Source organism: Pseudomonas sp. GW456-E7 (assembly GCF_059424105.1).
In genome coordinates, this window is record NZ_JBWKZB010000012.1 from 1 (window position 1) to 12863 (window position 12863).

Annotated in this window: 14 protein-coding genes; 5 read left to right on the top strand and 9 right to left on the bottom strand. The window is 62.9% G+C overall.

Annotated features, from left to right (window positions below; genetic code table 11):
- Window positions 1–103: 103 nt before the first annotated feature.
- Window positions 104–892, bottom strand: a complete 789-nt coding sequence (locus AC07YV_RS10265; protein ID WP_102701211.1) for an alpha/beta hydrolase — start codon at window positions 890–892, stop codon at window positions 104–106.
- 129 nt (window positions 893–1021) lie between these two features.
- Here AC07YV_RS10265 and AC07YV_RS10270 point away from each other — a divergent pair, with 129 nt between their 5' ends.
- Window positions 1022–1966: an aldo/keto reductase gene (locus AC07YV_RS10270; protein ID WP_173900838.1), complete on the top strand. Its 945-nt coding sequence runs from the start codon at window positions 1022–1024 to the stop codon at window positions 1964–1966.
- A 109-nt stretch (window positions 1967–2075) separates the two neighbouring features.
- On the top strand, window positions 2076–2729 hold the full coding sequence (locus AC07YV_RS10275) for a peroxiredoxin (protein WP_015095597.1): 654 nt from the start codon (window positions 2076–2078) through the stop codon (window positions 2727–2729).
- A gap of 140 nt (window positions 2730–2869) precedes the next feature.
- Here the strand turns inward: AC07YV_RS10275 and yghX are convergent, their stop codons facing one another.
- The 6 genes from yghX to AC07YV_RS10305 form a co-directional block, all read right to left on the bottom strand.
- Window positions 2870–3757, bottom strand: coding sequence for a YghX family hydrolase (gene yghX / locus AC07YV_RS10280; protein WP_102701213.1), 888 nt, complete (start codon window positions 3755–3757; stop codon window positions 2870–2872).
- Window positions 3758–3907: 150 nt separating this feature from the next.
- Window positions 3908–4309 (bottom strand): heme-binding protein, encoded by a 402-nt coding sequence (locus AC07YV_RS10285; RefSeq protein ID WP_102675035.1) that lies wholly within the window; start codon window positions 4307–4309, stop codon window positions 3908–3910.
- Between the two features lie 19 nt (window positions 4310–4328).
- Window positions 4329–5546, bottom strand: a complete 1218-nt coding sequence (glcF, locus tag AC07YV_RS10290; RefSeq protein ID WP_102701214.1) for a glycolate oxidase subunit GlcF — start codon at window positions 5544–5546, stop codon at window positions 4329–4331.
- A 3-nt stretch (window positions 5547–5549) separates the two neighbouring features.
- On the bottom strand, window positions 5550–6614 hold the full coding sequence (gene glcE, locus AC07YV_RS10295; RefSeq protein ID WP_102701215.1) for a glycolate oxidase subunit GlcE: 1065 nt from the start codon (window positions 6612–6614) through the stop codon (window positions 5550–5552).
- A complete protein-coding gene (gene glcD / locus AC07YV_RS10300; protein WP_102701216.1) occupies window positions 6614–8113 on the bottom strand; it encodes a glycolate oxidase subunit GlcD in 1500 nt (499 codons plus the stop codon). The genes glcE and glcD overlap by 1 nt, the downstream gene beginning before the upstream one ends.
- 209 nt (window positions 8114–8322) lie before the next feature.
- Complete coding sequence (locus tag AC07YV_RS10305; protein ID WP_102701217.1) at window positions 8323–10086, bottom strand: L-lactate permease; 1764 nt, start codon at window positions 10084–10086, stop codon at window positions 8323–8325.
- Between the two features lie 182 nt (window positions 10087–10268).
- Here AC07YV_RS10305 and AC07YV_RS10310 point away from each other — a divergent pair, with 182 nt between their 5' ends.
- Complete coding sequence (locus AC07YV_RS10310; RefSeq protein ID WP_007975246.1) at window positions 10269–10505, top strand: hypothetical protein; 237 nt, start codon at window positions 10269–10271, stop codon at window positions 10503–10505.
- 38 nt (window positions 10506–10543) lie between these two features.
- On the opposite strand, the gene AC07YV_RS10315 is transcribed toward AC07YV_RS10310, so the two are convergent.
- Entirely contained in the window at window positions 10544–10804 is a 261-nt protein-coding gene (locus AC07YV_RS10315; RefSeq protein ID WP_102701218.1) for a hypothetical protein, read from the bottom strand.
- 388 nt (window positions 10805–11192) lie between these two features.
- On the opposite strand from AC07YV_RS10315, the gene AC07YV_RS10320 reads away from it, so the two are divergent.
- Both AC07YV_RS10320 and AC07YV_RS10325 read left to right on the top strand, forming a co-directional pair.
- Window positions 11193–12257, top strand: a complete 1065-nt coding sequence (locus AC07YV_RS10320) for a hypothetical protein (RefSeq protein WP_102701219.1) — start codon at window positions 11193–11195, stop codon at window positions 12255–12257.
- A gap of 17 nt (window positions 12258–12274) precedes the next feature.
- Entirely contained in the window at window positions 12275–12628 is a 354-nt protein-coding gene (locus AC07YV_RS10325) for a DUF1428 domain-containing protein (protein WP_102701220.1), read from the top strand.
- A 14-nt stretch (window positions 12629–12642) separates the two neighbouring features.
- Here the strand turns inward: AC07YV_RS10325 and AC07YV_RS10330 are convergent, their stop codons facing one another.
- Window positions 12643–12837, bottom strand: coding sequence for a hypothetical protein (locus AC07YV_RS10330; RefSeq protein ID WP_095967791.1), 195 nt, complete (start codon window positions 12835–12837; stop codon window positions 12643–12645).
- Window positions 12838–12863 lie beyond the last annotated feature (26 nt).

Below are 12863 nucleotides of genomic sequence, written 5' to 3' on the forward strand. Positions count from 1 at the left end.
ATCACAGATCACAGATCACAGATCACAGATCACAGATCACAGATCACAGATCACAGATCACAGATCACAGATCACAGATCACAGGTATGTTCTACCTTGCTTGCTATAACCCATCCCCCAGCGCCTTCAAGTATTCAGGGCTTTCACTGATCGAGTTATGCCCCGTCCCCGCTATCACCTGCAACGACGCCACACCTTTGGCGAAGTGTGTGAACAAACGCTCGGTGCTCGAACGCGGAATCACTTCATCATGTTCGGCGGCAATCAGGCGAGTCGGCACCGCGATGCGGCCGGCGTACTGCCAGGACGGGTATTTGTCCTTCAACAACCAGCGCACCGGAAACCAGCGAAACTGACGAGCGGCCAGCCCCTCGAGGCTGTTGTAGGGCGTGATCAACACCAGGCGCGCCGCCGGGCGCTGGCTGGCCAGGCGCACGGCGACCCCGGACCCCAGGCTGCGTCCGACCACCGCCACATGCGAATGACTGGCATACACCTGGTCGAACAAGGTCAAGGCGTCGCGGGCGATAGCCTCTTCCGAAGGCGACCCGGAACTGCCGCCATAGCCCCGGTAGTGCAGCAGGTACAGGGCGTAGTCAGGGAAAGCTTGGGAGAACCCGGGCAGATTGCGCGAGACGTCTTCGGCATTGCCGCCAAAGTAGATCAGCGCATTCGGGCCTTCGTGAGGCCGGATGGACACCAGCACCCGTGCGTCGGCGACCGGCAGGGTGAGCAGCGTCCCGGCTGTGCCGACGGCGCGCGGTTGCGGGTAATAGATCAGCGACCGCTGAAACACGAACAGCGTCACGCACAGCGTCAGGTACAACGCAGCGACGATGACGACGAGTAACACCAGGGTGCGCGACATTCGACTAACGTTAGTGGGCGGCATTGACGGCTCGGGGTTTGAAAGTGGCTGGCGCCGCAGGGCCTTGTGAGTGTAGTCAATCGACCCTGGGCGCGGGTTTTTCGCCGTGTCGGTGCCACAGGCCGAACCCGAACGACTGGTGAGAAGCGTTTTATGAGCCATCCTGAGGGTTACACCCGTAGAGAAATACTCACGCTGGCTGCCGGTGCTTCGGCGGTCTTCACGTTCGGTCCGGCGGGTGCGCAACCCGCGCCGTCGACGGGAACAGGAGGCAAGACCATGCAGACTCGCGCCATTCCTTCCAGCAACGAGTCCTTGCCGATCGTAGGCTTGGGCACTTACCGCGGATTCGACGTCGAGCCTTCGCAACCGGCCTACAAGGACTTGCCCGCGGTACTGGATGCGTTGTTCGACAAGGGTGGCAAGCTGATCGACAGCTCACCGATGTACGGTCGCGCCGAACAGACCACCGGTGAACTGCTGTCGATCCATGAGCCGCGCTCGCCGGCGTTCCTGGCCACCAAGGTGTGGACCCGCGGGCGCGAAGAAGGCATCGCGCAGATGGAACAATCCTTCGCCCTGTTGCAGACCGACCGGATCGACCTGATGCAGATCCACAACCTGCTGGACTGGCAGACGCACTTGCCGACCCTGCGCCACTGGAAAGAACAGGGGCGCATCCGCTACATCGGCATCACCCATTACACGGCGTCGGCCTACGACGAAGTGGAAGCGGTACTCAAGGCCGAGCCGCTGGATTTCCTGCAGATCAACTACGCCCTGGATGATCGCGGCGCCGAGAAACGCTTGCTGCCGTTGTGCCGTGAACGGGGCGTGGCGGTGATCTGCAATCGGCCGTTCGGCGGTGGTGGCCTGCTGGCCAGACTGAAAGACAAACCGCTGCCAGGCTGGGCGGCGCAAGTCGGGGTCAAGAGCTGGCCGCAACTGGCACTGAAGTTCCTGTTGTCGCATTCGGCGGTGACCTGCGTGATTCCGGGCACCGGCAACCCGCGCTACATGGCGGAAAATGCCCGGGCCGGTTTCGGCCCGATGCTGACCGATGCCCAGCGTCAGCAGCTGATTGCGCTGGTGGACTAACGCAGCCGGCGAGTTGCGCAACCTCTCCTATACTGTCCGCGTCCATGCCGTTGAAAGCGCATTCGTTGCCCTGACGGCGTCCCTGTCCATCACTGCAAGGAGATCGAACATGGCTATCCGCATTGGCGACGAAGCACCGGATTTCACCGCCGAAACCACCGAAGGCACGCTCAATTTTCACCAATGGATCGGCGATGGGTGGGCCATCCTGTTTTCCCACCCCAAGGATTTCACCCCGGTGTGCACCACTGAACTGGGCTACCTGGCCAAACTCAAGCCCGAATTCGACAAGCGCAACACCAAGGTCATCGGCCTCAGCGTCGACCCGGTCAGTGACCACAATCGTTGGGTCGGCGACATCGCCGAGACTCAGGGCTGCGCGGTCAACTATCCGCTGATCGGCGATGAAAACCTGGTGGTGGCCAAGCTCTACGACATGATCCACCCCAATGCCAGTGGCGGCGCGCGCACGGCGGTGGACAACGCCACGGTGCGCTCGGTGTTCATCGTCGGCCCGGACAAGAAGGTCAAGGCCATGCTGATCTACCCGATGAGCGCCGGGCGCAATTTCGATGAAGTGCTGCGTCTGCTCGACTCCCTGCAACTGAATGCCAAGCATACCGTTGCCACGCCGGTGAACTGGAGGCCGGGCGAGGATGTGATCATCCCGACTTCGGTGTCTGATGAAGATGCGAAGAAGAAATACCCGGATGGTTTCAAGACACTGAAGCCGTATTTGCGGACGGTGGCTCAGCCGAAGTAACCGCGGCAGCCCTGAAACCGCCTTCGCGAGCAGGCTCGCTCCCACAGGGATCTCCGGTGAACACAAGATCTGTGTACGACAGAGATCCCCTGTGGGAGCGAGCCTGCTCGCGAAGAGGCCGGCCCTGCTGGCCGAGTACTTCAAACCAGATACTTTCTAAACCACCCCAACGTCCGCTCCCACGCCAGCTTCGCCGCCGCCTCGTCATAACGCGGCGTCGAGTCGTTGTGGAAACCATGATTGGCGCCCGGATAAATGTAGGCCTCATAGGTCTTGCCCCCGGCCTTCAACGCTTTCTCATAGGCCGGCCAGCCCTCGTTGATCCGTGTATCCAGTTCGCCGTAGTGCAGCATCACCGGTGCCTTGATCCGGGGCACTTCCTCAGCCGTAGGCTGACGGCCATAAAACGACACGGCGGCGCCCAGTTCCGGATAGGCCACGGCGGCGGCGTTGGTCACGCCACCGCCGTAGCAGAACCCGGTGATGCCGACTTTTCCGGTGGCGGCAGGGTGTTTCATTATCCACTCGACGGCGGCGAAAAAGTCGTTCATCAGCTTTTCCGGGTCGACCGTGGCCTGAAGCTCGCGGCCCTTGTCGTCATTGCCGGGATAACCGCCGACCGAGGTCAGGCCGTCCGGGGCCAGGGCGATGAAACCGGCCTTGGCCACACGCCGGGCCACGTCTTCGATGTACGGGTTGAGCCCGCGGTTTTCATGCACGACCACCACCGCCGGCACCTTGCCGGTGGCCTTGGCCGGGCGCACCAGATACGCCCGTACCTGGCCGTTGCCCTTGGGCGAAGGGTAGGTGACGTACTCGGCAATGATGTCCGGGTCGGTGAACTCGACTTGCTCGGCCAGTGCGTAGTTGGGGCTTAGCGCGGCGAGCAGGGCACCGGCGGTCAAACCTCCGAAGGTGAACAACGCGGCGCGGTCGAGAAACTCCCGGCGATTGATCTTGCCGTGGGCGTAGTAGTCGTATAACTCAAGCAGTTGCGGGGAAAAGTCTTTGGCAGTTAGACGGGTCATCGGTGCAACTCCTCAAAGAAGGTTGAACACGGCCCCTGTGGGAGCGGGCTTGCTCGCGAAAGCGGTGTGTCAGTCGAAGACATTGCCGTCTGACACACCGCATTCGCGAGCAAGCCCGCTCCCACAGGGATCCAGGGTGAGGCTAAAACCTCATTTCACGCACTGCGCCCCGGCCTTCGCCACCTGCGCATCCTGCTCAGGCTTGACGCCCGACACCCCGACAGCCCCAATCACCTGGCCATCGAAAACAATCGGCACGCCACCCTCGAGCGAAGTCAGCAACGGTGCTGACAGAAAAGCGTAGCGCCCCCCGTTGACCATGTCCTCATAGCTTTTCGATTCGCGCCGCCCGAGGGCTGAGGTGCGGGCCTTTTCGGTAGCGATGTACGCACTGCTCGGTGCGCAACCGTCGAGGCGTTCGAGGGCCAGCGGGTGGCCGCCGTCATCGACCACCACTATGGTCACGGCCCATTGATTGGCCTGTGCTTCGGCACGGGCGGCTTTGATGATCTGCTGGACTTCGGTCTGGCTCAGCACGGCTTTGCGGTTCATGGGCATCTCCGGGATTCGGTTAAGGCAGGGCGGCTTCGACCAGTTCGATCCAGTGCCGCACCGGGGTCCGGCCCGCGCCGTCGAGGTGCGACTGGCAGCCGATGTTGGCCGTGACGATGACCTCGGGATGGCCGCTTTCCAGGGCATTGAGCTTGTTGTCGCGCAGTTGTCGCGACAGTTCGGGCTGGGTCAGCGAATAGGTGCCCGCCGAGCCGCAGCACAGGTGCCCGTCGGGCACGGACGTCAGGTTGAAACCAAGTCCGGTCAGCAGCGCTTCCACGGCGCCGCCGAGTTTCTGCCCGTGCTGCAAGGTGCAGGGGCAATGAAAAGCCAGGCGCTGCGAGGCGTGGATCCCGAGCTTTTCCAGTGGTTCGTCGCGCAACACCTCCACCAGGTCCCGGGCCAGTTCGCTGACCTTTTTCGCCTTGTCGGCATAGGCCGGGTCGCTGGCGAGCAGATGGCCGTAGTCCTTGATGAAGGCGCCGCAACCGCTGGCGGTCTGCACAATCGCCTCGGCGCCTTTTTCGATGCCCGGCCACCATGCGTCGATGTTGCGCCGGGCGCGATCGAGACCGGCGGCCTGGGCGTCCAGGTGGTAGTCCACGGCGCCGCAGCAACCGGCTTCGCGGGTCGCGATGACGCTGATCCCCAACCGGTCCAGCACCCGCGCCGCCGCGGCATTGGTGTTGGGCGACAGGCCGGGCTGCACGCAACCTTCGAGCATCAGCACCTGACGCGCGCGCAGGGTCATGGGGCGCGGCTTGGCCGGCGGTGCATGGCGCGGCAATTTGCTTTGCAGGGTATCGGGCAGCAGTGCGCGGAACACCTGGCCGCCATTGACCAGGCTTTTAAACAAATCCGGATGCGGCACGGTCTGCCGCAGTCCTTCGCGCAACAGGCGCTGTCCGAGCGGACGCGGCACCGCCGCATCGACCACCGCGCGACCGATGTCCAGCAGGTTGTGGTAGTCGACGCCCGATGGGCAGGTGGTTTCGCAGTTGCGGCACGACAGGCAGCGATCCAGGTGTTGCTGGGTCTTTTGCGTGACGTCGTTGCCTTCCAGCACTTGCTTGATCAGGTAGATGCGGCCCCGCGGTCCGTCCAGTTCATCGCCGAGCAATTGATAGGTCGGGCAGGTGGCATTGCAGAAGCCGCAGTGCACGCAGGTACGCAGGATGCTTTCGGCTTCTGCGGCGCGGGGCAGATGGCGGGCGCTTTCACTCAGGGTCGTCTGCATGGTTCAAAGCTCCGCGTACAGGCGTCCGGGGTTGAAGATGCCCCGTGGATCGAGTTGTTGTTTCAGGTTGCGGTGATAGCGCATCAGGGCCGGGGGCAGCGGCTGGAACGGGGTGTCGGTGAGGCCGTGGCTGAAGCAGGTGACATGGCCGCCGACTTCGTCGACGACCTGGCGGATGAACGCCGCTTCGGCATCGGATTTCAACCAGCGCTGGGCGCCGCCCCAGTCGATCAACTGGCGCCCCGGCAGCGACAGGCGCGGTGTGTTGTGCGGCAGTGACAGGCGCCAAAGCGGCTGGTCTTCATCGAAGAAGCTCAAGCGCTGTTCGTTGAGATCTTCCCAGTACGAAGCGTCCAGCCGTTCGCCACCGAGGCGCTCGTGGGCCGCCGCCACCGAACCTTCACCGCCCTCGAGCCGCAGGTGCAGGCGTGTACCGTCGTGACAGGCCGCGCTGATCGGCAACGGTTGCTGGCCCCATTCCGCCAGGCGCAGCAAGGCGCGTTCAGGGTCCATTTCCAGGCTGATGCTCAGGACTTTCCGGGGTTTTGGCAGCACTTTGAGCGAGACTTCGGTGATCAGCCCGAGGCAGCCGTAACTGCCGGTCATCAGGCGTGACAGGTCGTAGCCGGCGACGTTTTTCATCACCTCGCCACCGAAGCGCAACAGCTTGCCTTGCCCGGTGATGACCCGCGTGCCGAGGACGAAATCGCGCACCGAGCCGGACCACGGGCGCCGTGGGCCGGACAGTCCGCAGGCGATCATGCCGCCGACCGTGGCGCCGTCGCCAAAGGACGGCGGCTCGCAGGGCAGCATCTGTTGCGCGGCATCCAGCGCCTGCGTCAGCTCCGCCAGCGGCGTGCCGCAACGGGCGGAGACCACCAGTTCGGTCGGGTCATAACTGACGATGCCCCGGTGCGCACGGGTATCTAGAATTTCCCCGGCCGTGGTGCGGCCGAGGAAGCCTTTGCTGTTGGAACCCTGGATGCGCAACGGCGTAGCGTTTTCCAGCGCCTGATTGACCTGTTCCAGGAGCAGTTGGCTGTCATCGAAATCTTCAGGGCCGCGCATCAGAAACGCTCCAGCTCGGGGAAGGGCAATTGACCGCCATGGATGTGCATGGCACCGAATTCGGCGCAGCGGTGCAGGGTCGGAATGTTCTTGCCGGGGTTGAGCAGGCCGCTCGGGTCGAAGGCGGCTTTGATCGCATGGAACAGGGTCAGCTCATCGCTGTTGAATTGCGCGCACATCTGGTTGATCTTCTCGCGGCCCACGCCGTGCTCACCGGTGATGCTGCCGCCGACCTTCACGCACAGCTCCAGAATCTTGCCGCCCAGGTTTTCCGCGCGCTCCAGTTCACCGGGTTGATTGGCATCGAACAGGATCAACGGATGCATGTTGCCGTCGCCGGCGTGGAATACGTTGGCCACCCGCAGGCCGTATTCGTTCGACAGTTCGGCGATGGCGTGCAGCACACCGGGCAGTTCGCGACGGGGGATGGTGCCGTCCATGCAGTAGTAATCCGGCGAGAGGCGGCCCACTGCCGGAAAGGCGTTCTTGCGCCCGGCCCAGAAGCGCACGCGCTCGGCTTCGTCTTTGGCCTGGCGCACCTCGGTCGCACCGGCCTGTTGCAGTACCTGGCGCACCCGGTCGCAGTCATCCGAGACATCGGCTTCAACACCATCGAGTTCGCACAGCAGAATGGCCTGGGCCTCCACCGGATAACCGGCGTGGATGAAGTCCTCGGCGGCGCGGATGGCCAGGTTGTCCATCATTTCCAGGCCTCCGGGGATGATGCCGGCGGCAATGATGTCGCCGACGGCGCGCCCGGCTTTTTCCACGGAGTCGAACGCCGCCAGCAAGACCTTGGCGGTCTGCGGTTTGGGCAGCAGCTTGACCGTGACCTCGGTGATCACCCCGAGCAGGCCTTCGGAACCGGTGAACAGTGCCAGCAGATCGAAACCGGGGGCGTCGAGGGCGTTGGAGCCCAGGCTCAAATGCTCGCCGTCGACAGTGAGGATGTCGACCTTGAGCACGTTGTGCACGGTCAGGCCGTACTTCAGGCAATGCACGCCACCGGCATTTTCCGCGACGTTGCCGCCAATGGAGCAGGCAATTTGCGAGGATGGATCCGGCGCGTAATACAGGCCGAACGGTGCCGCCGCCTGGGAAATCGCCAGGTTGCGCACACCCGGCTGAACCCGTGCAATACGCGCGGCTGGATCAATGTGCAGGATGTTGTTGAAGCGCGCCATCACCAGCAGCACGCCTTTCTCAAGGGGCAGCGCACCGCCGGACAAACCGGTGCCGGCGCCACGGGCGACGACCGGGACGTGCAGCTCATGACAGACCCGCAGCACCCCTTGCACTTCGTCGATGTGCCGGGGCAGCACCACCAGCATCGGCGTGGTGCGATAGGCCGACAGGCCGTCGCATTCGTAGGGCTTGAGTTCCTCCTGCTGATGCAGGATTTCCAGGCCCGGCAAACGGCTCTGCAGGGCCTGCAACAGTGCCTGTCTGTCGACGTCGGGCAAGGCGCCGTCAACGCGTTCATCGTAGAGTATGTTCATGGGATCACGATTCTCGCTGGAGACCTGCGACCTTCATCATTGGCCTGATACGGCCGGCTGTCCATGGGATGTTTGTCCGCACGACGGACCATTCATTCAAAAAAAACCACTCGCCCATGTGGGAGCGGGCTTGCTCGCGAAGAGGGAGTGTCAGTCGAAGACATTGCTGTCTGACACACCGCCTTCGCGAGCAAGCCCGCTCCCACAGTTCAACGCCCGCCCACCACCATATGGCTGAACGGCGCAACATAGGCCTGCAAGGTCACCAGCCCGCCGACCAGAATCGCCAGCACAATCGAGTGGAAGAACACGTAGCGCAGGATTTCCCCTTCATGGCCGTACCAGCGGGTGGCGGTGGAGGCGACCACGATCGACTGGGCGTCGACCATCTTGCCCATGACCCCGCCGGAACTGTTGGCGGCGGCCATCAACACCGGACTGATGCCCAGTTGCTCGGACGTCACCCGTTGCAGGCCGCCGAACAGCACGTTGGACGCGGTGTCCGAGCCGGTCAGCGCCACGCCGAGCCAGCCGAGCAGGGTGCCGAACATCGGGTAGAAAATGCCCGTCGCGGCAAAGGCCAGGCCCATGGTCGCATCCAGGCCGGAGTAGCGTGTGAGAAAGCCCAGCGCGAGCATCGCCGCAATGGTGATCAACGAGTAACGCACCACCCACAACGTGCGCAGGTACTGGTGAATCAGTTGCGGGATCGAGTAACCCATCAATAAGCCGCCGACGATTGCCGCCAGCAGAATGCCGCTGCCGGTGGCGGTGAACCAGGTGAACTTGTACACCGCCTCCTCGGTTTTCGGCGCGGCCACCACGGGCGGGACTTTCTCGACCTGCAAGTGCAGGGTGGTGAAGGTCACGACCGGCGCAAACAGCGGGTTGGCCTCGCGCATCGGCTTGCCTTGCGGATCGAGCTTGGCGGCACTGGTTTGCGGGTCGATGGCAGGGCGGGTGTCGAAGGTGTTCTTGAAGCCCTGGGTGCCCCAGATGAACACGAAGACCGTGAGGATGATCCACGGCATCCAGGCTCGCATCACCGCCGGTTTCGCCTCGTTGGCAAAGGTTGCAGTGGGTACGGGCTTTTCGTCGTGCTCGGCGTCGATCTTCGAGTTGTCGACCCGGCCGGACAGGGCGGCAGAGGTGTGCACGGTGGCCGGTTTCCAGACCTTGAGGAAACCGGTCAGGCAGGCCATGGAAATCAGCGCGGCGATCACATCCACCAGCATGGGCCCGTGATAGTTCGAGACGAGGAACTGCGGAATGGCAAAACTGACCCCCGCCACCAGGATCGCCGGCCAGATCTCCAGCATCTTGCGCCAGCCGGCAAAGGCCCAGATCAGCCAGAACGGCACCAGCACCGAGAAGAAGGGTAATTGCCGACCGACCATCATCGACAGCTCCATCTCATCCAGCCCGGTGACTTTGGCCAGGGTGATGATCGGCGTACCGAGGGCGCCGAAGGCCACCGGCGCGGTGTTGGCGATCAGCGCCAGTCCCGAGGCGGCAAGCGGCGAAAAGCCGAGCCCGATGAGAATCGCCCCGGTCACTGCCACCGGCGTACCGAAGCCGGCCGCGCCTTCGAAAAACGCACCGAAGCAGAAGGCGATCAGGAGCAATTGCAGGCGCCGGTCATCGGTGATGCGCGCCAGGGAGTCTTGCAGCACCTTGAACGAACCGTTCTCGGTGGTCAGGCGGTGCAGGAAGATGATGTTCAACACGATCCAGCCAATCGGCAGCAAACCGTTGGCTGCACCGAACAGCGCCGCGGAACCGGCCATGTTCGCCGGCATGCCGAAGGCGAAGATCGCGATCAGCAAGGCCGAGGCCAGGGCGAGCAGCGCCGCCAGGTGCGCCTTGATATGGAAAAACGCGAGGGACGCCAGCATCACCACCACCGGCACAGCCGCCATGAGCGTTGAAAGCACCGGGTTACCGAACGGATCGTAGACTTGCTGCCAGACCATGTTCCACCTCTGCTTTTTATTGTTGGACGTGCAGATCCCCTGGGGGGGGAGGTGGCCTTCAGTATAGGTGGCATTGCGCCGCTGTCAGGCCAGGCCCTCCGGTCCAGCGGGGCGGCGCATTTCAGAGGCCTGAGCTAGCATGGCCAGTAGGGTTTGAATCCAGTCAGGGGAGGAATGCAGTCATGACCGAGCGCCACATTGAGCACAAGGAGACGCTATCGAACGGATGCAAAATCAAAGTCACCGCCGAGATATTGAAAGACGGTTCGTTGGGCATGTTTATCGGTGTCTACAAACCGGACGGCTCGGTCATCGACGAAAACCACGACCCACGGCCGCACATGCTGGACATGGAGGCGGCGATGGATTGGGGAATCGATATTGCGAGGGGCACTGGCAATAGCCAGCGTACGTTGTGAGCGGTTCGCGTCCGTGCCCGGGTGACCGGCGGTCGCTGTCAGAATCCGAACGAACGGGCCGAGCCTTTTGCCACCTCGACATCCAGCAAATGCTCGGCCAGCACGTCATTCAAAAAGCGGAACTGATCATTGAGACCGACCACTTCATTGCTGAAGTGATGATCGGCTGAAGGGATCAGCAACGCTTCGAACTTCTCGTCGAACAGCAGAGTCAACTCTTTACGTGACTCGAATTTCTGCGTGTAGAAATTCTTGCCGAACAGCGGAAAACGCACGGCGAGGGAGACGGTGTGCATCATGATGTTTGCTCCTCGCTCAGGACGTACCAGGCAAACACACTCAATGTGAACGCCGTCAGGGCCAGGCAGGTCAGCAGATGGATCAGCATGAGGTTTCCCTCCGATTCGGGGTTTCGTGTTGGCTTGGGATCGATCCTACGCTGACGGCGTGCAAGCGGAAGGCAATCGCGGCGATGGTGAATATCGACGCCAGTGATGGTGGTTTTTGTGCTGTCTGCTCTGGCCCCTTCGCGAGCAGGCTCGCTCCCACAGGTCCGTGGCCAGCCGCTTTCCTGTGGGAGCGAGCCTGCTCGCGAAGGCGGCCTCAGGGGCGCCGCGACCTATACTTGAATCATGGTTTTCGAGTGCTGGACATCCCGCCCGGTGCACACTTCAGGAAGCCGCCATCTTGAACCTGCGTTCGCTGATCATTGCCGTGCTGGTGGTGCTGGCAGGGTGCGCCACGCCGCCGCGTGCGCCGGTGGAAGTGGCCCCGGTCATCGTTCCCGCCAGCACCTGGCAACAGGTGGACCGGGAGATCGTCGCCGCGTCGCAGTCGGCCACCGAGCAGACCCGAATCTACGCCCGTGGCGCCATGGAATACTGGCGTACGCGGGTCTATGAACTGACCGAAGAAAATTTCATTCCGTGGTTCAGCAGCTACTGGACCCAGGAATGGATGTCGATGAAGGTCAGCTGGTACACCATCAGCGCCAAGGGTGAGCAGGATGCCTCGGCCAAGCGCCTGGCGGCGTACCTGCTCGAGGCCTACCAGGAGAAGGTCCTGGCCCCGGTGGCGGCGGAAATCGATCCCGATGCGATTCTTGGCCTGGCAGCGGCCTTCTACGTCGACATCCTCAAGGAAGAACTGCAGAAAATCTCCACCCGCCACGGCGTGCCGATGGCCCAGCTCAACGGGCGCATCCAGAAAATCCCGGCCATTGCCCTCGGGCCACCGCCGGCGCGGGACGCCTCGTTGTACCAGATCGTGCACACCGAATCGTTGAACACATTGCCGGCTTACGCTGCGTTGCTCGACAAAATCCATAAGGCCGGCGGTGACAAGGGCGTGGGTTCGACCGACACCGCGATGGCGCCGGTGGCCAAGCGCGCCAGCCAGCGCATGGAAGCCGAGATGGCCCCGCGCGGGGCCGCCAGTGCCGTGGCCGCCGCTGCCGGGAGACTCGCCGGCGGCTTGATTACCGTCGGTGTGGCCGCCATTCGCGCGATCATTCAGGCCAATGACAGGCCGGACAGCGAAGCGCTGATCCGCAGCAGTCTGGGCAATACCTTCGACAAGGCCTGGATCAAGCTGGTGCAGAACCCGACCACCGGCGTCATGGCTGGCACGCTTTACATGGCGGGACAGATCGAAGGGAATCTGGGCGGCGGCGCACCACCGCCGGTCGGTTTGAGTGCCGGCACTGTCGATTGGACGCCGGCGCAACCGACTACCCAGCAGAACACCCCATGACCCAAGGAGAAGCACTCATGTCTTATGTCGATGGTTTTATCGCTGCCGTACCCACCGCCAACCGTGGGCAATACCTTAAACACGCGGAAATCGCCGCCTCGGTCTTCAAGGAAAACGGTGCCTTGAGCGTGGTCGAATGCTGGGGCGAGGATGTGCCGGAAGGCAAGGTCACCTCGTTCCCGATGTCGGTGAAGCTCAAGGAGGGCGAAACCGTTGCCTTTGGCTGGATCATCTGGCCGGACAAGGCCACCCGCAATGCCGGGATGGACAGGATGATGCAGGACCCGCGCATGAAGCCGGACGTCAATCCGATGCCCTTCGATGGCCAGCGCATGGTGTACGGCGGGTTTGAAGTACTCCTCACGGCGTGATGCCGGACGCGGGATCACTCCGGCGTCGGGGTGATCCTGCAACTCTTGCGCTGGCGGATCTCGTCGTCCGTCGGCCGCTCGCGGATGAACTCGAAGCGCGGTTCACCTTCGCTGTAATGCACCAGCCAGCCCCACTCCAGCTGGAGTTCATCCTGACCTGGCGCGGGCGGTCTGGCCCACCATGGCTCTTTGCTGATGATCTGTCGCATGGTCCCCTCTGCTTTTGTGGGATGCC